23 protein-coding genes and 2 tRNA genes are annotated in these 19,125 nt (G+C 69.5%); 14 read left to right on the top strand and 11 right to left on the bottom strand.

The features are described from left to right. Positions 1 to 2 precede the first annotated feature (2 nt). Positions 3 to 1,004: a hypothetical protein gene (locus BM286_RS03645; RefSeq protein ID WP_092920219.1), complete on the bottom strand. Its 1,002-nt coding sequence runs from the start codon at positions 1,002 to 1,004 to the stop codon at positions 3 to 5. A 133-nt stretch (positions 1,005 to 1,137) separates the two neighbouring features. On the opposite strand from BM286_RS03645, the gene BM286_RS03640 reads away from it, so the two are divergent. After that, complete coding sequence (locus tag BM286_RS03640) at positions 1,138 to 1,554, top strand: protein-tyrosine phosphatase family protein (RefSeq protein ID WP_092920218.1); 417 nt, start codon at positions 1,138 to 1,140, stop codon at positions 1,552 to 1,554. A gap of 94 nt (positions 1,555 to 1,648) precedes the next feature. Here BM286_RS03640 and BM286_RS03635 read toward each other — a convergent pair whose 3' ends face one another. The 3 genes from BM286_RS03635 to BM286_RS03625 form a co-directional block, all read right to left on the bottom strand. Beyond that, positions 1,649 to 2,866 (bottom strand): RNA-guided endonuclease InsQ/TnpB family protein, encoded by a 1,218-nt coding sequence (locus BM286_RS03635; protein ID WP_167603301.1) that lies wholly within the window; start codon positions 2,864 to 2,866, stop codon positions 1,649 to 1,651. Between the two features lie 134 nt (positions 2,867 to 3,000). Beyond that, a tRNA-Thr gene (locus BM286_RS03630) sits at positions 3,001 to 3,072 on the bottom strand. Positions 3,073 to 3,170: 98 nt separating this feature from the next. Continuing rightward, positions 3,171 to 3,833 (bottom strand): DUF7114 family protein, encoded by a 663-nt coding sequence (locus tag BM286_RS03625; protein ID WP_092920216.1) that lies wholly within the window; start codon positions 3,831 to 3,833, stop codon positions 3,171 to 3,173. 59 nt (positions 3,834 to 3,892) lie between these two features. Here BM286_RS03625 and BM286_RS03620 point away from each other — a divergent pair, with 59 nt between their 5' ends. Beyond that, positions 3,893 to 4,600, top strand: coding sequence for an enoyl-CoA hydratase/isomerase family protein (locus tag BM286_RS03620; protein ID WP_092920215.1), 708 nt, complete (start codon positions 3,893 to 3,895; stop codon positions 4,598 to 4,600). Positions 4,601 to 4,691: 91 nt separating this feature from the next. Beyond that, positions 4,692 to 4,762 (top strand) — tRNA-Gly (locus BM286_RS03615). An 89-nt stretch (positions 4,763 to 4,851) separates the two neighbouring features. On the opposite strand, the gene BM286_RS03610 is transcribed toward BM286_RS03615, so the two are convergent. Continuing rightward, positions 4,852 to 5,514: an undecaprenyl diphosphate synthase family protein gene (locus tag BM286_RS03610; RefSeq protein WP_092920214.1), complete on the bottom strand. Its 663-nt coding sequence runs from the start codon at positions 5,512 to 5,514 to the stop codon at positions 4,852 to 4,854. A 79-nt stretch (positions 5,515 to 5,593) separates the two neighbouring features. Between BM286_RS03610 and BM286_RS03605 the strand changes: the two genes are divergently transcribed. Beyond that, positions 5,594 to 6,175 carry a hypothetical protein gene (locus BM286_RS03605; protein ID WP_092920213.1) on the top strand — a complete coding sequence of 194 codons (582 nt, stop codon included), beginning with the start codon at positions 5,594 to 5,596 and terminating at the stop codon, positions 6,173 to 6,175. A gap of 61 nt (positions 6,176 to 6,236) precedes the next feature. After that, positions 6,237 to 6,707 (top strand): DUF5812 family protein, encoded by a 471-nt coding sequence (locus BM286_RS03600; RefSeq protein ID WP_092920212.1) that lies wholly within the window; start codon positions 6,237 to 6,239, stop codon positions 6,705 to 6,707. A gap of 21 nt (positions 6,708 to 6,728) precedes the next feature. Here the strand turns inward: BM286_RS03600 and BM286_RS03595 are convergent, their stop codons facing one another. Next, the gene (locus tag BM286_RS03595) at positions 6,729 to 7,397 is read right to left on the bottom strand and encodes a hypothetical protein (protein WP_092920211.1); all 669 of its coding nucleotides are present in this window, start codon (positions 7,395 to 7,397) and stop codon (positions 6,729 to 6,731) included. A gap of 144 nt (positions 7,398 to 7,541) precedes the next feature. Here BM286_RS03595 and secF point away from each other — a divergent pair, with 144 nt between their 5' ends. The 4 genes from secF (at position 7,542) to BM286_RS03575 (ending at position 11,614) form a co-directional block, all read left to right on the top strand. Then, on the top strand, positions 7,542 to 8,441 hold the full coding sequence (secF, locus tag BM286_RS03590) for a protein translocase subunit SecF (protein ID WP_092920210.1): 900 nt from the start codon (positions 7,542 to 7,544) through the stop codon (positions 8,439 to 8,441). Next, the gene (locus BM286_RS03585) at positions 8,441 to 10,030 is read left to right on the top strand and encodes a preprotein translocase subunit SecD (protein ID WP_092920209.1); all 1,590 of its coding nucleotides are present in this window, start codon (positions 8,441 to 8,443) and stop codon (positions 10,028 to 10,030) included. The genes secF and BM286_RS03585 overlap by 1 nt, the downstream gene beginning before the upstream one ends. A 181-nt stretch (positions 10,031 to 10,211) precedes the next feature. Further along, positions 10,212 to 10,916 (top strand): metal-dependent transcriptional regulator, encoded by a 705-nt coding sequence (locus BM286_RS03580; RefSeq protein ID WP_092920208.1) that lies wholly within the window; start codon positions 10,212 to 10,214, stop codon positions 10,914 to 10,916. After that, positions 10,913 to 11,614, top strand: a complete 702-nt coding sequence (locus BM286_RS03575; protein ID WP_092920207.1) for a TMEM165/GDT1 family protein — start codon at positions 10,913 to 10,915, stop codon at positions 11,612 to 11,614. Before BM286_RS03580 ends, BM286_RS03575 begins: the two co-directional genes overlap by 4 nt. 28 nt (positions 11,615 to 11,642) lie before the next feature. Here BM286_RS03575 and rnhB read toward each other — a convergent pair whose 3' ends face one another. From rnhB to BM286_RS03560, 3 genes are all read right to left on the bottom strand, one after another. Further along, positions 11,643 to 12,356, bottom strand: a complete 714-nt coding sequence (gene rnhB, locus BM286_RS03570) for a ribonuclease HII (RefSeq protein ID WP_092920206.1) — start codon at positions 12,354 to 12,356, stop codon at positions 11,643 to 11,645. Positions 12,357 to 12,438: 82 nt separating this feature from the next. Beyond that, positions 12,439 to 12,810, bottom strand: coding sequence for a 30S ribosomal protein S8e (locus tag BM286_RS03565; RefSeq protein WP_092920205.1), 372 nt, complete (start codon positions 12,808 to 12,810; stop codon positions 12,439 to 12,441). Positions 12,811 to 12,900: 90 nt separating this feature from the next. After that, a complete protein-coding gene (locus tag BM286_RS03560) occupies positions 12,901 to 14,538 on the bottom strand; it encodes a potassium channel family protein (RefSeq protein ID WP_092920204.1) in 1,638 nt (545 codons plus the stop codon). Positions 14,539 to 14,636: 98 nt separating this feature from the next. On the opposite strand from BM286_RS03560, the gene BM286_RS03555 reads away from it, so the two are divergent. From BM286_RS03555 to BM286_RS03540, 4 genes are all read left to right on the top strand, one after another. Then, positions 14,637 to 15,035 carry an ArsR/SmtB family transcription factor gene (locus BM286_RS03555; RefSeq protein WP_092920203.1) on the top strand — a complete coding sequence of 133 codons (399 nt, stop codon included), beginning with the start codon at positions 14,637 to 14,639 and terminating at the stop codon, positions 15,033 to 15,035. After that, on the top strand, positions 15,032 to 15,310 hold the full coding sequence (locus tag BM286_RS03550) for a DUF7521 family protein (RefSeq protein ID WP_092920202.1): 279 nt from the start codon (positions 15,032 to 15,034) through the stop codon (positions 15,308 to 15,310). Before BM286_RS03555 ends, BM286_RS03550 begins: the two co-directional genes overlap by 4 nt. Positions 15,311 to 15,375: 65 nt before the next feature. Continuing rightward, entirely contained in the window at positions 15,376 to 16,077 is a 702-nt protein-coding gene (locus BM286_RS03545; protein ID WP_092920201.1) for a helix-turn-helix domain-containing protein, read from the top strand. Between the two features lie 133 nt (positions 16,078 to 16,210). Further along, positions 16,211 to 16,756 carry a DUF1684 domain-containing protein gene (locus BM286_RS03540; RefSeq protein ID WP_092920200.1) on the top strand — a complete coding sequence of 182 codons (546 nt, stop codon included), beginning with the start codon at positions 16,211 to 16,213 and terminating at the stop codon, positions 16,754 to 16,756. Positions 16,757 to 16,851: 95 nt separating this feature from the next. Here the strand turns inward: BM286_RS03540 and dpsA are convergent, their stop codons facing one another. Both dpsA and BM286_RS03530 read right to left on the bottom strand, forming a co-directional pair. Beyond that, positions 16,852 to 17,400, bottom strand: coding sequence for a DNA starvation/stationary phase protection protein DpsA (dpsA, locus tag BM286_RS03535; protein ID WP_092920199.1), 549 nt, complete (start codon positions 17,398 to 17,400; stop codon positions 16,852 to 16,854). An 80-nt stretch (positions 17,401 to 17,480) separates the two neighbouring features. Further along, the gene (locus BM286_RS03530; RefSeq protein ID WP_092920198.1) at positions 17,481 to 18,341 is read right to left on the bottom strand and encodes a carbon-nitrogen hydrolase family protein; all 861 of its coding nucleotides are present in this window, start codon (positions 18,339 to 18,341) and stop codon (positions 17,481 to 17,483) included. A gap of 120 nt (positions 18,342 to 18,461) precedes the next feature. On the opposite strand from BM286_RS03530, the gene BM286_RS03525 reads away from it, so the two are divergent. Continuing rightward, positions 18,462 to 19,109 (top strand): DUF7384 family protein, encoded by a 648-nt coding sequence (locus BM286_RS03525; RefSeq protein ID WP_092920197.1) that lies wholly within the window; start codon positions 18,462 to 18,464, stop codon positions 19,107 to 19,109. The last annotated feature ends 16 nt before the right edge of the window (positions 19,110 to 19,125 follow it).

The following is a 19,125-nucleotide window of genomic DNA, read 5'->3' as shown; positions in this document are numbered from 1 at the left end:
GCTTACGCCTCGGGGACGAAGACGTTCATCGACGGCGTCTGGATCCCCTGGAACTTGTTCTTCCAGTTGTACGCGATGTTCAGGACGCGTCGCCGGTCGTCCGGCGGCCCCGTCACCACGCTCACCGAGGTCCCGTCCTCGGGGATCTCGACCCGCGTGTCCGCCCACTCGAAGCCCGCGAGCAGCTCCGAGGGGTTCTCGACCGTCACCGTCCCGCTGTTTCTGTTCACCTCGTACAGTCGGTAGGAGTTCGTCTCGATCAGCCGCTTGATCTCGTCGAGGTCGTCGTCGAAGTGCGCTTCGAGCGCGTCGGCGGTGTGGTAGCCGCAGACGATGAGGTGCGCGAACGTCTCGACGTTCCGCGGATTCTGCTCGGCGTCGCGGAGATGGTCGAAGTACGCCAGCTTCTCCTCGCGGTCGAGGTCGAGGATCGCGTTGATTATCCGGGCCGCCTCCCGCTGCGGCTCCGTCGCGTCCGGGTCCGCGAGCACCTCGTCGGCCCGCGATCCGGTGTGCTGCCCCCGCGACACGTCGAGGACGTTCTTGAGGTGTTTCGCGCGGTCGTACACCGCCGACTTGTACGACCAGTCGCGGACGTCGTCCGGGTAGTCGTCGAACTCCCGCAGCAGCGCCTCGCGGTCCTCGGGGAAGCCGATCTCCTCGCGGAAGTCGCTCCACGCGGTGGCGCCCTCGAACAGTTCGAACTGGGTCAGGGTGTCCTGCCCGAGGTTCGCCCGCGTCCCGCCGCTCGCGACGAACTTGGCCTCGACGAACGTCTCGCCGCCCGGCGTCTCGACGATCAGGTCGCCCAGCGAGTCGTAGGAGTTGCCGGCGTGGCGCACCGCGGTCAGCCTCGGGAAGTCGCTCCGGAGGCGCTCCGCGAGCGACTCCGCGAGGTCGAGCCGGCCCCGATCTCCGAGGTCGGCGTCCGGCTCCGCGCCGTTCGCGAGCCGCGCCGTCAGCTTCTCCGTGGCCTCGACCCAGCCGCGCTCGTGTTTGCCCATGTGTCGTGTCGGTGTGGGTGTGTGAGGTAAAAAAGCGCCCACTCCGGGAGACGCACTCCCTCGTGGAGCCATCCGACGGCCGGTGACGTTTACCCGGTGGGAACCGTACGGCGGTCCGAGAGCGTGTTTCGGAATGGATGAGGTCGGGGCCGGAATCTTCGTCGGGACGCGGTCGGACGCCGAGGACGAGTCGCTGCTTCGGGACCGCGGCGTCGACGCCGTCGTCTCCCTCACGCACGACGATCCGGACACCGGATCCGTCGCCCGCGTCGATACCCCGATGACGGACGGACCGCAGAACGAGTATTCGGCGTTCGTCGACGCCGTGGAGACGGTCGTGGCGCGTCGCGAAGCCGGGCAGCGCGTCCTCGTCCACTGTTCGGCCGGCGCCTCGCGCAGCCCGGCGGTCGCCGCGGCCGCGATGACGCGTCTGACCGACCGGGGACTCGACGAGGCGTTCGAGCAGGTGCTGGCGCGGCGGCCGGAGGTCGATCCGCACGACGCGCTGGTCCGGCGAGCGGTGACGTTCGTCGCTCGGGATCGGGAGTGAGCGGCGGCGTCGTAGAAAGAGCCTAGGCCGAGATGTCAACCGTCCCGCGAATGATGACGCGAAACTTGTCAGTGAACTCTGCCTCCATCGACGGTCAGTCGCTCGGGACGAATCCCCGATTCGGCGTCACGGTTCCTGACTTCAGGGCGAGTTGACTGTCGCCCGTCCGCCGAGACGGCTGTAGGCCCCGACGGACGTACCTCCGTCCGACGTTCTTCGCGCCGACGTAGTCCGCGTTCCCCGTCTCACCACACGATTGGCACTCGAACTCCGAGCGCGCGATTCGGTTCCCTTCGCTCGTGTGACCGCACTCCGGGCACCGCCGACTCGTGTTCTCCGGTGACACGTACACGACACGGAGCCCCTCCGCGTCCGCTTTGGACTCTACCATGTCCACGAGCTGTCGATGCGCCCACTGGTGGAACTCCTTCACCCGAGGCGCACGGTCTCGGATGTGCCGGAGGTTCTCGAAGGCGATGTACTCGCAGTCGTATTCAAGGGCCTCGTCGATGATGTCGTTGGCGACCTCGTGAAGCGTGTTCCGGACGTGTCGCGATTCCCGCCCACTCATCTGTTGAATCGTTCGGTGCGCGGACTGTGTACCCGTCCGTTGGAGCCGACCGCGGATCCGCTCGAACTCTCGGTGTCGGTGCCGGAGTTCGTCACCGGATGCGAAGTACGCTGTCGAGGTGGTCGCGATGTTTGCGATACCGAGATCGACGCCGAGAACTGTCCTGTCCTCGGTGTCATCCCGTACCTCGGCTCGTTTCTTGGGCTTGGGTTTCCGGAACTCCAAGTGAATGTAGTACCCACCATCGCGCCGTGAGAGTGTGGATTCGGTGATCTCCAACGCCTCGCTGTCGAGGTACTGGTATTGGTATCCGTTCTCGTCGTCCGGCAGCACGAGTTCACATCGGATACGGTCTCCGACTGTAGAAAGAGAGACGGTTCCGTCGTCGAACAACGTCATCGTGCGCGTGTCGTACTTCACCGTGTCTGCCGTGAATTCCGGCCGAGAGGTGGCGTAATCCTCTTCGAGAGCTTCGATATCGTCGATGCCGCTGAGTGCCGCTGCGGCTTGATGAGTTGCGAGTATCGTGTGTTGTCTCCCGAGACGTGTCTCTTCTCGCACCTCGTCGTAGGCGAGCTTTTGAAGACGTGTTTTCCGCGCTTCATCTGCTCTCCATCCGATACGACTGCTGATGTTACAGGCGCGTTTCCACTCAGAGATGGTGGCGTCGAGCAGCGTTCTCTGCTCGCTGGTGAGAGTTAGGCGAGTAATTGCGGTACGTCTCAGGTACTCGTCCGCCACGTCTCTCGATACCGCAGTATGGTACTTAGTGATTATCTCGTGTCACGGGAACTTCACTGCCCTCACCGAGTTCGCTGATCAGAACTCTTCGCGAAACGTACTCTCGAGGACGTGAAAGTGAGGAGAATAAGAAAAGCCTGAGGGGGGATTTGAACCCCCGGTCTCGTCCTTACCAAGGACGCGCTTTACCGCTAAGCTACCCAGGCACGCAACCAGTCGTTGACCGGATTCGACTTTATGGGTTTCGATTCCCGGGCGCAGCGTCGGGGGATCACGGAGCCTCCCCCGGGGGGTCTCTCCCCGATCAGCGGTCGGTCGCGCTGACGGCGCGGTCGGAGATGTCGGCGATGCGGTCGGCGGTCGCGTCCGGCAGCGCCCGGCCCGCGGGCGGGAACTCGCCGTCGCAGTCGGCGGCGAGGTCGCGGGCGTACGCGAGCAGCTCCTCGGGCGTGTCGCCGCCGACCGCGGTGGTACCGGCGACGACCGCGAGTTCGAGCGCATCCACCTCCAGGTTCCGGTCGAGCCCGACCGCCGTCTCTGCGTCCGTCTCCTCGCGGTCGCGCAGCGTCTGGTCGCGGCCGAACGCGCGCACCACGTCGACCGCGGGGCGGGCGGCGTCGGTACACGCCAGAAGCGAGAACCCGCGGGAGACGAGCACGTCGGCCGCGAGGATCTCCATGTCCGCGTCGATGTCGGCGGCGGTCGGCGCCGTCACCCACGGCTCCTCGCGGGCCACCGTCCGGGTGAGTCGCAGCCCCTCGTAGATGAGCTGCACGCCCGCGGCGCGGTCGGCCACGTCGTCGAGGTCGACCTCCGGCTCCAGCGCGCGAGCGGTGACCAGCGCCAGCACGCCGGGGGTCACCGCGGCGTCGACGAGTCGAGAGTCGAGGGCCTCGCGGAGCTGTTCGGGTTCGACGTCCGCGAGCGCCTCGCGCGCGGCGTCACGCGCTCGCGCGGCATCGTCCATTGCCGACAGGTAGATGAGCGAAGGGCAAAGACCTTTGGAAACGAACGGGATTCAGTCCCGTGATCCGCACCCGAACCGACGGCGACGTGCGCGTCGTCACGCTCGACCGCTCCGAGGCGCGCAACGCGATCCGTCCGGAGGATCTGACCGCCCTGAGCGAGGTGTTCGAACGGTCGGAAACCGACGGGAGTCCACCGGTGACGTACCTCCACGGCGCGGGCGACGCCTTCTGTGCCGGCGCCGACCTCGACGCGGTCGCCGCGCTCGACGACCCGGCGGCGTTCGCGCGGCGGGGCCAGCGCGTGGCGACCGCCGTCGAGGAGTCCCCGACGGTCGTCGTCTGCGGCGTCGACGGGGCGGCTCGCGGCGGCGGCGTCGAGCTGGCGCTGGCGGCCGACGTCCGTGTCGCGACCCCGCGAGCGACGTTCGCCGAGCCCGGCGTCTCGCTCGGGCTGTTCGGCGCGTGGGGCGGGACGGGCCGGCTCCCGCGCGTCATGCGCGAGGGCGACGCGCTCGACTTCGCGCTGTCGGGGCGCGTCCTCGACGCGGAAGCGGCCCTTCGGACCGGACTCGTCTCTCGCGTCGTCGACGATCCCCGAACGGTGGCCGACGAGATCGCCGGGGGAGCGTCGGACGCGCTCGCGGCGATCAAACGCCGGATCCGCGACCGCCGCGACGTCGAGGCGCAAGAGCGCGCGGAGGCGGAAGCGTTCGCCCGGCTTCACGACGCGCACGCCGACGAGATCGCGCGACGGCGAGGGGAGTGAGCGCGGGAGCGTCCGCGGAGACCATACCGTCCCGTCGCCCCGATGTGACAGACTTAAGTGAGTCTCCGACCAACTGCGGAACGCGAAGCACGCACCGGTAGTGTAGTGGTATCACGCAACCTTGCCATGGTTGCAACCCGAGTTCAAATCTCGGCCGGTGCATTTTGCGAACGGAGCGAGCCGTGAGCGAGCACGTCTGATTCTGAGTTCGAATCTCGGCCGGTACACTCCTTTCAGTCGTGCCCCGGCGGCTACCGTCCGAACCGGCGTTGACGGTCCTGAAAGTCCAAGACAGCGCGGAGGTACTCGCGCCTGCGGAAGTCGCGCCAGTTCACGTCGGTGAAGTAGAGTTCGGCGTACACCGACTGCCAGATGGCGAAGTCGGAGAGCCGCTCGGCGCCGGTCTTGATGACCAGATCGGGCTCTTCGGGGAATAAGAGCCGCTCTGCGACGTCGGTCTCGTCGATGGCTTCGGGCGCCAGGTCGCCGTCCGCGACGTCGCTCGCCAGTTCGCGAACGGCACCGGCGAACTCCGCCTTCCCGCCGAGACCGACCAGGATACGGACCGGCGCGTCCGCCTCGTCGTCGGCGTCCCACGCGGGGGCGCCGTCGGAGTCGGTACGCGCCTCCGTCGACCCGTCGGCCTCCGGGCCGCGAACCACGGTCTCGGCGGGGACGTCGAGGCGACGTAGCTCCCGGATCAGCGTCGGGGCGACCGCGCGGTCGAGGACGGAGACGGAGACGGTGACGCGGTCCGCGCCGTACTCGAACGCCCAGCCGATCGCCGACGAGAGCGTGTCGAACGCGCCGTCCGCGAGGAGGTCGCGCTCGGTGAGAACTAGGGCGACGTGCGCCGGAGGCTCGGCGTCGTGGAGGCGGTGGTGCGTCGCGAGGTACGCGTCGTAGAGACCCACGTGAGGAGGATCCGCTCGCGCATATAAATGGTTTCCCGCCGACGAGGGGTTTAATTCTCCGACGCGCCTACCACGGTCGATGACAGACAGCTACCGCGGGGTGTTCGGGGCGATTCCCTACGCGTTCCGCGCGACGGAGTCGCGGACGATGCGCGCGTACGCCGCGATCGGTGCGCTCGCGGCCGGATTCGTCGCGCTCGTCGTCACCCTCGCCCTGATCGTCTGGATGGGAGAGACCGCGTCGGCCCGCGGGGGGACGTTCCTCTTTTCGCGGTCGCTGTTCGTGGTCGCCGGCCTCGGTGCCGTCGGGCCGCTGCTCGCGCCGATCCTGTTCGTCGCCCGTCACCACCGCCGCGGGGATCCGGTAGCGGCCACGTACGACCGATGGATGGGAGTCGCCGGCTTCCTGTTCCTGCTCTCGCTGTACCTCGGGATGATCGTCTCAGCGCCCGAAGGCCTCCGCGAGCCGAGCGGCTCCGTCGTGGTCAACGCGCTGTACGCGCTCCCGCGGCCTGCGGGATTCGTCCCCCCCGTCGCGGCCGCGCTCGCGGTCTTCGCGACCCACTTCCGACTCCGCGGCGGGGCGGACGGCGACGCGGCGGTGGCGGGCGAGCCGTCGGCCGACGCCGACCCCTCGGTCGACGCCGACGAGTCGACGTGAACGGAGCGCCGTCGGCCGCGGCTCGAAAGCTCGAAGTCGCTCGGCCGACTATCCGGGCGCAATGACCGACGAGAAGGAGAGCACGTTCCTCGTCACGCACGTCGAGAGCGAGTCGGCCGTGCTGAAAGACGTCCGCGACGGACAGGTCCACACGCTGAGTTCCAACCCCGGCCTCGACGTCGACGACGCCGTCGAGGCGACCGTCGCCCCCGATCCGCCGCTGGAGGTCACTTATCAGGTGATCGAGGTCGCGGAGCGGCGGTCCCTGTCGATCGAGGAGAGCCCGGAGCCGCCGACCGTCCACGAGCGCGAACTCGCCGCGGAGACCCCGACGGGGGAACTGGCCCGGGAGCCGCGTGCGGGCGTCGGCGAGGTCCACGTGTTGACGCCGCCGGAATCGGAGACCGACGAGGCGGTCGCCGACGTCATCGACGACCGCGAGGGAACGCTCTCGCGCGCGGCCCGCCTCGGCGTGAACCGCGTCGAAATTCGGTCGGAACCGGGGGTCGTCGCGGTTCGATACCTCCCGTAGCGGCGGGGAGTTCGCCGTCGCTCAATCGCTCCCCGCGAGGTTGACGATGTGGCCGCAGTCGGCACACTGGTAGCGGCCCGGGCCGAGCTCGGAGAACTGCGGCGACAGCAGGGTGTCCCTCTCGCCGCACTCCGGACAGCGGTCCGGCTCGGTGAACGCGTCGTCGGAGCCGGAACTCGTGTCTCCGGAGCCGAAGAACGCGTCCATCACCTCGAACGGAGACGGACCCGGCTCCGCGCGGCGCTTCGCGTCGGCCTCGTGACGCGCCTCCGCGCCCCGGGCCGAGACGCGTCGGTCCAGGACGTCGTCGAAGTCCCCCGCCTCGTAGTCGCGGTTCGACATCACCACGCCGCCGTCCGTGTCGACGGTAACCGTCGCGTACTCCGTTGGCGCCATCCCGCGATACAGGACGTACGCGCCTCCCGCGACCCCGGCGACGACGAGGACCGGGATGAGCTGGGGGAGAACGAAGACGAGGATGAGGCTCAGGAGGACCCCGACGAACGCCCCCACGAGCGCTCCGAGGAAGGCGCCGAAGAGGCTGCCGTCCTTCAGCTGGACTTCGAGGCCGACGCGGGTTCCCTTCGGCGCGTCCGCCATCCCGACGAACGTGACTTCGACGGCGCCGTCGTACAGTTCGCGCTCCGCGTACGCGATCGCGGTCTCCCTCACTGTCGACTCGACGACCATACGTTGGCGGAACACGCACTTCGGCATAATTGTTGCCGCCAGACCGGAGAGAGCGACCGCGTAGTCGACGCGGGGGCCCCGGACGAGACGCGGTATCCTACCAGATAAGAAGGCTTATTCGCGCCCGCAGAGGAAGCGGTATTTATGGTAGCGATCGAGGTGCCGGCGATCAACTACACCGACTACTCGAACCGGCAGCTCGCGGCGGTGCCGCTCGCCTTTCTGGTCCTCGCGCTGGCGATCATCGGCGGCTGGTTCGTCGCCACCGGTGCGCCGGCGAATCTCGGACTGGAGTTCACCGGCGGCGTCGAACTGCGAGTCACGGACGACGGGGACAACGTCGAACAGCGCATCCGGACGGCCTTCGACCGCGAGCCCGACGCGATCCAGACGATCCCGGCCCAGACGCTCCCGGGCGACGACGACGTCGTCGTCGTCACGTTCCAGGCGTCCCAGAACGATCCCGAGGGGCTGGCCAACGATCTCCAAGGACAGGCGGAGGCGGCGGGGTTTAACACGACCGCAGTCGATCAGGTGTCGCCGAGCTTCGCGAGCGACACCGCGCGGACCGCCCTCTTCGGCGTGGCGCTCGCGTTCTTCGGGATGAGCGTGCTCGTGTTCGCGCTGTTCCGGACGTTCATCCCCTCGCTAGCGGTCATCGCGTCCGCGTTCTCCGATCTGGTAATACCGATCGCGGCGATGAACCTGCTCGGCATCGAGATGACGCTGGGGACGATCGCCGCGCTCCTGATGATCATCGGGTACAGCGTCGACTCGGACATCCTGTTGAACGACTCGGTGCTGCGCCGCACCGGCGGGTTCTACGAATCGGTCAGCCGCGCGATGCGGACCGGGGTGACGATGACGCTCACCTCCATCGCGGCGATGGTCGTGATGGCGGTCGTCGCCTGGGTGTTCGGGATCGGGCTCCTCCGCGACATCGGGATCATCCTCTCGGTCGGGCTGTGCGCCGACCTGATGAACACGTATCTGATGAACGTCTCGCTGCTTCGCTGGTACAAGTTCGAGGAGGGAGGACGCTAATGCTGGAACCGATCAAAAAGAACTGGCGGATCCTGCTGCTCGTCGTCGTCGTGATCGGGTCGTCGGTGGCGCTTTTCGCGCCCGGATTCGGTCCGGAGCCGGCGCCCGGCGAGAACGCGAGCGAGGCCAAACAGGGAATCACGAACCTCCAGTACGGGCTCGATCTCGCGGGCGGGACCCGCGTCCGCGCGCCGCTGTCGGGATACACCGCCACCGGCGTCGCGTTCGGCGGCGACAGCCCCGGAGCGGTCGCGGAGGCGGTCGCCGCCGAACTCGACAACGCGTCGACGCGGAACGTCGGGGTCGTCCCCGAGGAGAGCGCGGTGGAGGTCACCGAGCCGTCGGTGACGGAAGCCCAGTTCCGAGCGGCCATGGACGCCGCCGGCTACGAGTACGAGCAGATCCGATCGGGCGTCACCAGCGAGACGCGCCAGGAGACGATAAACGTCATCCAAGGGAAGATCAACGAGGCGGGGCTCTCCGGCGGGACCGTCCAGCAGGTCCAGTCGATCACGGGCGAGTACTTCATCCTCGTCGAAGTCCCCGGACAGGGCCGACAGGAGGTGATCGACCTCCTCGAGGAGCGCGGGACCGTCCGGATCGACATCGCGTACCCCGAGGGCAACGGCACCGCCGTTCAGGAGGGCGTGTTGATCCAAGACGACTTCGAGGAGATCGGCACCGCGACACAGCGGGATCGGGGCACGGGCGCGTACGTTCCGGTCACCGTTCGGAACACCGCTCCGGACGGCGAGCAGTCGCCGGCGCACGCCTTCCAAGCGGCCGTGGTTCAGCGCGGCTTCCCGCAGGCGTACGAATCGCGGGGCGATACGTGCCGGTACAACCCGGAGACGGGCGAGACGACGACCCCGTGCCTCCTGCTCGTCGTCGACGGCGATGTCGTCAACTCCTTCGGGATGGCCCCCGACCTCGCGGACAGCATGGCGCGCGGTTCGTGGGCCGAAACCGGCAACTTCCGGCTCACCACCGGAAACTTCTCCGAGGCCCGGTCCATCTCGCTGAACCTCCGCGCCGGCGCGCTGCCCGCCGAACTCGACATCAGCGGCAGGGGGACGTCGTCGTCCATCTCGGCCGCGCAGGGAGAGAACTTCCGGACGTACTCGCTGGTCATCGGCGTCCTCTCGGTGTTCGCCGTCGCCGGGATGGTGTTCCTGCGCTACCGCGAGCCCAGAGTCGCGCTGCCGATGATCGTCACGGCGCTGGTGGAGGTGTACGCCCTGCTCGGATTCGCGGCGCTGCTCGGCTACCCGCTCGAACTCGCGGTGATCGCCGGCTTCATCGCGGTCGTCGGGACCGGCGTCGACGACCTCGTCATCATCGCCGACGAGGTGATGAGCGAAGGCGAGGTGAACTCTCGGACGGTGTTCGACTCGCGGTTCCGCCGCGCCTTCTGGGTCATCGGCGCGGCCGCGGCCACGACGATCATCGCGATGTCGCCGCTGATGGTGCTCTCGCTCGGCGACCTCTCCGGGTTCGCCATCTTCACCGTCCTCGGCGTGCTGATCGGCGTGCTGATCACCCGTCCCGCGTACGGTGACATCCTTCGCCGGCTGTTGACCGTGAAGTAAGCCGGCCCCGGACCGCCCGCCGCCGACACCCGGGTCGAGTCGATACCACGAACGGTCAGTTCCCTCGGATTCTGAGTGTCATTTCGTGCGTTCGTCGACCCGATCGAATCGGCGTTGAGCGTTACTCGGAAACGAGGGATCAACCCGACAAACTATTAATTTAGACCGGTCAAAAACAAGTATGCCCACCGACGCCGTCGAGGATTATCTCAAGGCGATCTATCGGATCGAGTCGCGGGCGGGGCCGCCCGTCTCGACCTCGCAGATCGCGGAGGCGCTCGAGAAGACCCCCGCAACGGTGACGAGCATGGTCGAAACGCTCTCGGAGCGGGGACTGCTCTCCCGCGAGAAGTACACGGGCGTCGAACTCACGCCCGCCGGCGAGGTCGCCGCGCTGGAGGTCGTCCGCCGGCACCGGCTCATCGAGGCGTTCCTCGCCGACCAGTTGGACTACGAGCCGACCGAGGTCCACGACGAGGCCGACGCGCTCGAACACCACGTCAGCGAGGAGTTCACGCGGCGCGTCGAGCGCGTGCTCGACTACCCCGCCGCCGACCCGCACGGCGATCCGATCCCGCCCGCGGACCTGTCGACGCCGGAGGACGCCGGAACGGCGCTCGTCGCGGCGTTGGATCCCGGCGAGCGGGGAACGGTCGTTCGCGTCAGCGACCGCGACCCCGACGTGTTGGAGTTCCTCGTCGACGCCGGGATCACTCCGGGCAGGACCGTCGAGGTCGTCGACGTCACGTCCTTCGGCCTCGTCACCGTGCGGACGAGCGACGGGAGCGAACACGGGCTGCCGGAGGCGGTCGCGGACCGCGTGTCCGTCCGCCGCGCCGCGGAGTCGACCGCCGCGACCGACGGCCAGGAGGCGGGAGACGCATGATCGGCTACGTCGAGATCGTCGCGGTCGCGTTCGCCGCTCAGCTCGTCGTGCTGCCGGGCGAGAAGGTCCAGCTGATGATCGCCGGGCTCTCGACGCGGTACGATCCGAAGATCGTCGTCGCCGCCGCCGGGTCCGCGTTCGCCGGCTGGACCGCCGTCGAGATAGCGTTCGGCCAAGCGCTCCAGTCGGCGCTGCCGCCGCTCGCGCTCGACGCCGTGACCGCAGCCCTGTTCTTCACCTTCGCGGTGCTCCTGTACCGCTCTGCGCCGCCCCGCGGAACGAGCGCCGAGGCGGAGCGCACGGACGGCGGGATGGCCGCGTTCGACGACCTCTCGCTACCGGGGCGACTCGACCGGTACTCGGGGTCGCTCGGCGGTTTCCTCCCCATCTTCGCGCTCACCGCGACGGGCGAGTTCGGCGATAAGACCCAGCTCGTCACCATCGGTCTGGCGGTCCAGTACGGCGCCACCTCCGCCATCTGGGCCGGCGAGATGCTCGCGATCATCCCGGTGAGCATCGCGAACGCGTACTTCTTCCACACCTTCGCCGGACGGGTCGACATGCGGCTCGCGCACCTCGGCTCCGCGCTGCTTTTCGCCTTCTTCGGCGCGGACACCGTGTTAGCGATCGCCACCGGCTTCTCGGTGTGGGAGGCGTTCGTCGGCGCGGTCGGCGGCCTCGCGGCCGGGCTGTTCTAGCCGGTGTCACGCCGGGCCGTCGGATCGGTCAGAACTCGTCGAGCGCGGACTGCTCGGCGGCCGCGAGCACGTCGTCGCAGGTCGCCCACGATCGACGGGCGCAGTCGGGGAGACCGCCCGTCTCGGCGACGTACTCGCGGAGGAACGCCCGGGTGACCGGGTCGCTCGGGTAGCCGCTCCCGAGGTCGTCGTACTCGGCGTACGCCGCGTCGATCGCGGCCATTCGCCGGTCGCGGGCCACCTTGGCGACGACGCTCGCGGCGCCGACGACGGGGTCGTCCCCGTCGGCGCCGTGGGCGGCCGTCACGTCGACCGACGGGAAGGGTTCGCCGGCTTCTGGGACCTCGTTCTCGTCGGTGTCCTCGACGAACTCCCGGAGGCGGCGCGCGAACCGCGCCTCGCTGGTGTCCCCGGCGTCCGCGACGACGCGGACCGGTTCTCCGAGACCGGCCGCGACGCTCCCGGAGAGCGCTATTCGCGCCGCCCGCGCCTGTCCACGGACGGTGAGCGTGTTCATGTCGGTGTCCGGTCGGTCGATCTCGGCGGGCTCGACGCGAGCGACGCCGACGGCGATATCGGGGTCGTTCCGGAGGGCCGCGGCCATTCCCTCGCGCCTGGACGGCGCTATCCGCTTCGAGTCGTCCACGTCGGCCGGGAGGCTCGCCGGGTCGGCGAGCACCGCCGCCGCGACCATCGGTCCGAGAACGGGACCCTTGCCGGCCTCGTCGACGCCGAGGTACACGCGTCGGTGGTGGACGAGCGAGGGGAAATACCTTCAGAAAGGCGTCGACCGGAGACGCCGGGCGACGGAGCGCGCGTCGGCGTCAGTCGATCAGGACCGCGTTGACCTGGCCGGTCTGCCCGGGACGGGAGGTGACGCGGGCGCGGCCGGCGGACGTCTCGATGATCGCGCCCTTCGTGACGATGTTCCGGCGGGCGTAGTTGACGTTCGCGGGGTTGTCGACGACGTTCTCGATGTCGGCCTCGCTGACGTCGCCGTCGGCGGCGACCTGCGCGACGTTCGTCGAGAGCGCGCGGACCTTCTTGTCCGTGCCGCGGGCGTCGATGTACTGGAGTCGCGTTTCGCCGACCGTCGTCTCGGCGGGCTCGCGGCCGAGCTGGTGGCGCTTCTTGTTCGAGGCGTGCTTGAGTCGGCCGCCGGTCCGCTTGCGCGCGGAGCGTCCCTGGTCTTTCATACGGGTACGAACAGCCAGCGAATACTTGAAGCGTTCGACTCGTCCCGGCGGGGAACGGCGGCGCGAGCGGGACCGGCGTCGGGGGCCGGCTCAGGCGAACGCGCGCTCGAACGCGCGGACCCCATCGTCGGTGCCGGCGACGACGAGTTCGTCGCCGCGCTCGATCCGCGTCTCGGGGCCGACGTCCGTAACGAGGTCGTCGCCGCGCTCGATCGCGATGACGGTACAGCCGGTGACCTCGCGGACGGACGCCTCGCCGACGGTCCGACCGGCCAGCGACGGCGCCTCGCTCCTGACGACCTCGACGTGCGTGTCGAGCGAGAGCACGTCTCTGTCCGCGAGCACGGCCGACGCGGACATCCGACCGGTCACCGTCGCGAGCGAGAGCACGTAGTCGGCGCCGGCGCGGTGCATCTTCGGGACGCTCTCGGGGTCTTCGACCCGCGCGAGGACCTCCACGTTCGGCGCCAGGTCGCGGACCACGAGCGTCGCGAACTCCGCGGTCGTGTCGTCGGGGAGCGCGAGGACGACGGTCCGCGCGTCCGCGACGCCGGCGTCCCGCAGCGTCTCCGGGTCGGTCGCGTCCCCGACCACGTCGATCGCGTCGCCGCCGTCTCGGTCGACGACGACCACCGGGAGACCGGCGTCTTCGAGGGCGTTCGCGACGGTCTCTCCGACCTGGCCGTGACCGATGACGACCGTTTCGCCCGCGCCGAACCGACGGGCCGCCGAGTTCGTCAGATCGACGAGTCGCTCCACCTGGCTTTCGGTCCCCGAGACGAGGAGCACGGTGCCGGCCGAAAGCGTCGCGTCCGGCGGCGGCGCCGCCTCGAACGACCCGTTGAACCACGCGCCGATCACGTCGACCCCGGTCCGCTCGCCGATTCGACTCCCGGCGAGCGTCGACCCGGCGAGCCCGCTTCCGTGGTGGATCGACACCTCCGCGATCCGCAGCGAGTCGCCGATCGCGACCGCCTCGTCGAGGTCGGTCCGCACCGCGGTGGTCACCTTCGAGGCGAGGCTCTCGCCGAGCAGCGACCGCGGGGAGAACACCTCGTCCGCGCCGGCGAGGCGGTGGTAGCGCTCGCGGCTCGGATCCTCGACGACGCTGATCGCGCGGACGTCCGTCGAGAGCTCCTTCGAGGCGAGGACGATGCTCGCGTCCACCCGGTCCGAGACGTCGGTCAGGAGGGCGCGGGCGGCCGGCAGGCGCGCGTTCGAGAGCCCCTCGGTCGTTTCCGGGTCGGCGCGGATCACCGTGTGTCCCGCCTCGTACAGCGCCGACGCCCGATCGGGGTCGGGCTCGACGACCACGTACGGAACGTCCTCCGACTCGAACTCGTCGAGGAGCGCGTCGGAGCGCGTGGTGTCGGACGCGACCACGACGTGCCCCGCCATCTCCCGTTCCAGCGACCGGGGAACGGTCGTCGCGAACGCGGACTCGAGGAGGGGAGTCGCGACGACGGGGAGCGCGCCGATGAGCAGTACCATCCCGACGAGGTCCATCACGGCGACGAACGCGTGCATCTGCTGGCTCTGCCACGACGACGCGTCGCCGCCGAACCCGGTCGTCGTGAACATCTCGATCGCGAACTGGAAGGACTCGATCAGCGTTCGGGGGTCCTCCTCGAAGACGCGCATGCCCCACCGATAGACGACGGCGGTGAACGTGAGCATGGCGCCGAGAAAGACCGCGTACAGCACGACTCGCCGCTTCCACGTGTCCATCGGACCGCGATACGCCGCGACCGTACAAAAACGGGCGGACTCGCGCGGCGGCGGACCGAAGTTCGATGGTTTAAGTTCCGGGGGCCGAAGCGTCACGCATGGTGCGGGACCCGTCGCGAGAGCCGGAGCCGCCGTCGGTCGACGAGGTGCTCGACGCGCTGGCCGACGACGCGGCCCGTCGGATCGTCGCGGCGCTCACCGAGCCGAAGACCGCGAGCGAACTCTCCGAGGAGTGCGACATCCCCCTGTCGACGACCTACCGGAAACTGGAGAAGCTCACCGACGCCTCCCTGCTGTCGGAGTCGACCGACATCCGGCGAGACGGACAGCACACGACGCGGTACTCGGTGTCGTTCGACACCGTCACCGTCTCGGTCGACGACGGCGCCGACGGCGACGCGGACCGTCGCGAGTTCGACGTGGAGTTCTCTCGGCCCGAGCGGACCCGAGACGAGCGTCTGGCCGACCTGTGGTCGGAGCTACGAGAGGAAACATGAACCCCTACATCGACCTGACGATCATCGTCGCAAAGACCGCCATCCTGGTGCTCGGTGGCAGCATCACCTACTACGCGCTCCGCGCGTACGACCGGACCGGCGACCGGTCGCTGCGCGAGCTCGGCGTCGGCTTCGGCATCGTCACCGTCGGGGCGCTGCTGGGTGGTGTCTCCCATCAGATAATCGGCGCTGACCTGGCGGTCGGCATCGCCATCGACGGCCTCCTCACGGCGGTCGGGTTCGCGGTCATCGTCTACTCGCTGTACCTTGAGTAGGCTGCGCGGCTTTCGACGCGCGACGAACGGTACCCTTTTGCGGCGTTCGGCCGTCCGTTCACGGCATGAGCGACGCACGCGAGGAGCTCTCTCGCCGGATCGCCGGCGAGATAACGTTGAGCGACGACCCGGGCGCGACCCTCCGGAAGTGGCGGACGGACTTCGACGTCTCGCAGACGGAGCTGGCCGACCAGCTCGGCGTCTCTTCCTCCGTCGTCTCCGACTACGAGAGCGGTCGCCGCGAGAGCCCCGGCATCGGCGTGGTCCGCCGTACCGTCGAGGGGCTGCTCGACATCGACGAGCGCCGCGGCGGCGGCCGGCTCCGCCAGCACGCCCGCGTGCTCTCGGCCGGGTTCGAGAGCGACATCGTCCACGACCTCCGCGAGTACTCGACGGCGGTGCCCCTCGAGGAGTTCTACGAGGCGATGGGCGCGACGGAGATCGTGCGCGGCGACCACGACCACGTGAACGGTCACACCGTCATCGACTCGATCCAGGCGATCACGCGCCTCTCCAGCGAGGAGTTCTACCGGCTGTACGGCCAGTCGACGAACCGGGCGCTCGTGTTCACGCGGGTGACGCGCGGCGAGTCGCCGCTCGTCGCGCTGCGGGTCGTGAGCCCCACCCCGAACGCGGTCGTGCTCCACGGGATCGAGGACGGCGCCCTGTGGGACCACGCCGCCGACCTCGCCCGCGTCGACGGCGTGTCGCTGGCGACGTCGAACCGCGACCTCGACGACTGCCTGGCGGACCTCCAGAAGCTCTGAGATCGCGGGCGGACCTGGTGCCGTCGCCGGCTTCGCGTCGCCGTCCGGCCGCGTCGCCGGCTCCGCGTCGCCGTCCGGCCGCGTCGCCGACCGAACCGCGGGCCTGAAACCGCCGGCGCCCGTCGGGCCGGGCATGAGCGAGGATTACGCCGAGCGGCTCCGCGCGAACCGCCGGGAGAAGGACGAGTTCTTCGCCGACCACCCGCAGTCACCGATCCCGCCGGAGCAGCGCGACGAGTTCGACGGGCTCGACTACTTCGAGCCGGACCCGACCTACCGCGTCGAGGCGACCGTCACCGTTCACGACGAGCCCGACCCCGTCGAGATGGAGACGACCGCGAGCAACCCGGTGCGGTACCTCCGCGTCGTCACGTTCGCGTTCGAGATCGGCGGCGAAGAGCACACGCTGGCGGGCTACCAGCAGGAGGGCGACGACGGGGAGATATTCGTGCCATTCCGCGACAAGACGACCGGCCAACAGACGTACCACCAGGGGCGGTACATGGATCTGGCGCCCGAGCGGGAGCTCGACGACGGGGACGCCGTCACGGTCGACTTCAACCTCGCGTACAACCCCTTCTGCGCGTACAGCGAGACGTTCTCCTGTCCGCTCCCGCCCGAGGAGAACTGGCTGGAGATCGTCGTCCCTGCGGGCGAGCGGGCGCCCGACCTCAACTGAACGGCCGGTTCGTCGCCGGTGTCGCCGCTGGTCGGGGCGTGAAAAACACGAAAATTGAATTCCGGATCGTCCTGAAAAGGCCCGCCGCTGTCGGCCTATTCGAGCGTCTCGCTCGTGACGAGCGTGTCGTCCTCGAGGTAGTGTTCGAGGTGGTGGCCGTGTTCCTCGACGTCTTCGAGGATGTCGCGGAGCTGCTCCTCGGTGTTGTAGTCGCCGAGGTTGTTGGCGAGCTGGATGTGCTCGCGGAGCTGCTCGGTGATGTCGCCGAACATCTCGAGGTCGTGTTCCAGCGACATCCGGATGTCGTAGGCGTCGGCGTCCTCGGGAGTCACCGGCGCGTGCTCCTCGTAGTTCGCGCCGCCCGAGAGCGGCACGCCGCCGAGCGCCTGCGCGCGCTCCGCGAGCACGTCGGCGCCCTCCTCGAGGTCGGCCGCGACCTCGCCGAGGTACTCGTGGATGTCGAGGAACTCGGCGCCCTCGACGAGCCAGTGGTGCTTCTTGACCTGGTGGTAGAGGACGTACGTCGCCGCGAGGTCGCTGTTGAGCGCGTCGACGAGCTGTTCGGCCTTCTCCTCGGGGACGCGGAGCGCTTCGCTTTCGTGAACGTCGCCGTACCGTTGACGGGCCTGCTTCTGGGTACTCATTTCAACTGTTCATACGCGTGCGACCCACTTAATAGCTTCTATTATAGAAACTACTCTTTCAATATTACCAAAATTATTTTCTATAGCTCGTCGAGCGCGCCGACGATGTCCCGCTGGGCGGACAGGGTGTCGCGGTCGAGCGTCGCGGTCAGCGTCGCCGGCGCCCGGTCGAGCTCGACCGCGACCGCGCCGTCCGGCCGCGCGACGAGGGAGTTGCCGGCGTACGTCGCCTCGTCGGTCGCCCGCCCGCCGCCCGAACTCCCGGTGCGGCCGGCGCCGACGACCCACCTGACGCCGTCGAGCGCGCGGGCGCGGCACAGGAGCCGCCAGTTCGCGACGTGGTCGGCGGGCCACGCGCCGACGACGACGAGCGCGTCGACCGCGCGCTCCGCGAACCACGCGCTCTCCGCGACGAAGTTGAGGTCGTAGCAGGTCAACAGCCCGGTCGGTCCCGCGGGCGTCTCGACGACGACGCGCTCGGTCCCGGGCTCGACCCACGCCCCTTCCTCGTCCCAGAGGTGTCGCTTGCGATAGACGGAGAATCCACCGCGGTCGGCGGTCGCGGCCGAGCCCTGGCCGTCGCCTGTCTCCGCGCCCGGGCCGTCGCGCGCGGCGCGGTCCGGCGGCGGAACGTACGCGGTCGCGTTGTACACGCCCGCCCCGTCGCGCTCGGCGTAGCCCGCGATCACGGCCGCGTCGGCCGCCTCCGCGACGGATTCGAGCCGTTCGCGCGCGGCGTCCCGAGGAAGCGCTGTCTCCCGGAGCCGCTCGTCGGCCGCGAACCCCGTGAGCGCGTACTCGGGGAAGACGGCGAGGTCGACTCCGTTCGACAGGCCGGCCGCTCGGCGCCGGAACCGCTCGGCGTTCGCGTCGACGCGGAGGTCGTCGACGGGGACCTGCGGGACGGCGACGGTCGGATCGGGGGCGGATCGGTCGCTCACGCCGTCGCGTTCGGACCGAGCGACCAATAACTCCGGGCTCGCGCGACGAGTCCGGAGGTCCGAGGTCGGCGCTCGACCGCGGCCGCAAGGACGATACGCCCGCGGCGCCGACCGGCTGGTATGACCTTCGCCGACCTGTTCGAGCGCGCGACCGCGCTCGGCGGCGACCTCGACGAAGCGGACGTGCGGCGCGCGGTCGACGACGTGCGTTCGGCCTCCGACCGAGGGGAGGGTGACTCCGCGGGCGACGCGGTCGGCGACCCCCTCGACCCCAGTCCGGCCCGCGTCGTCGTCGACGCCGACGCGCTCGCGGCGGACCTCCTCGTCGGCGGCGCCGCCCGCGAGGCCCTCGACGTCCTCCGGTCGCACGCCTGGACGACGCTCGTCGCCAGCGACCCGCTCCTCGACGACGCCGAGTCGGTGATCGCGTCGCTGTCGGACCCCGACCTCGCGGCGGACTGGCGCGCGGCGGCGACGGGGTGGCGCGAGCCTGTCGCGCAGCCCCCGGTCGATCACCCCGCGCTGGCGTCCGCCTACCGCGGCGGCGCGATGCAGATCGTGAGCCTCGACCCCTCGCTGACCGGGCCGGGGGCCGCCGCCGGACTGCGCGACCGCCTGCCCGTGAGCGTCCGGGAGCCGCGCGCGTTCGCGACGGTGTTCGACCCGGCGAAGCTGTACCCGGACGCCGTCGGCGGGGCATACCCGGGTCCCGACCGCGACCCGCGGACGATGGACCCGGTCCGCGCCGACGGGGACCAGCACCGATAAACCGCCGCCGGCCGGA

The sequence above is a fragment of the Halorubrum sodomense genome, assembly GCF_900111935.1.
Taxonomy (GTDB): Archaea; Halobacteriota; Halobacteria; order Halobacteriales; family Haloferacaceae; genus Halorubrum; species Halorubrum sodomense.
Note: the sequence above shows the minus strand (reverse complement) of the source record. Positions and strands in the feature narration are given on the sequence as shown.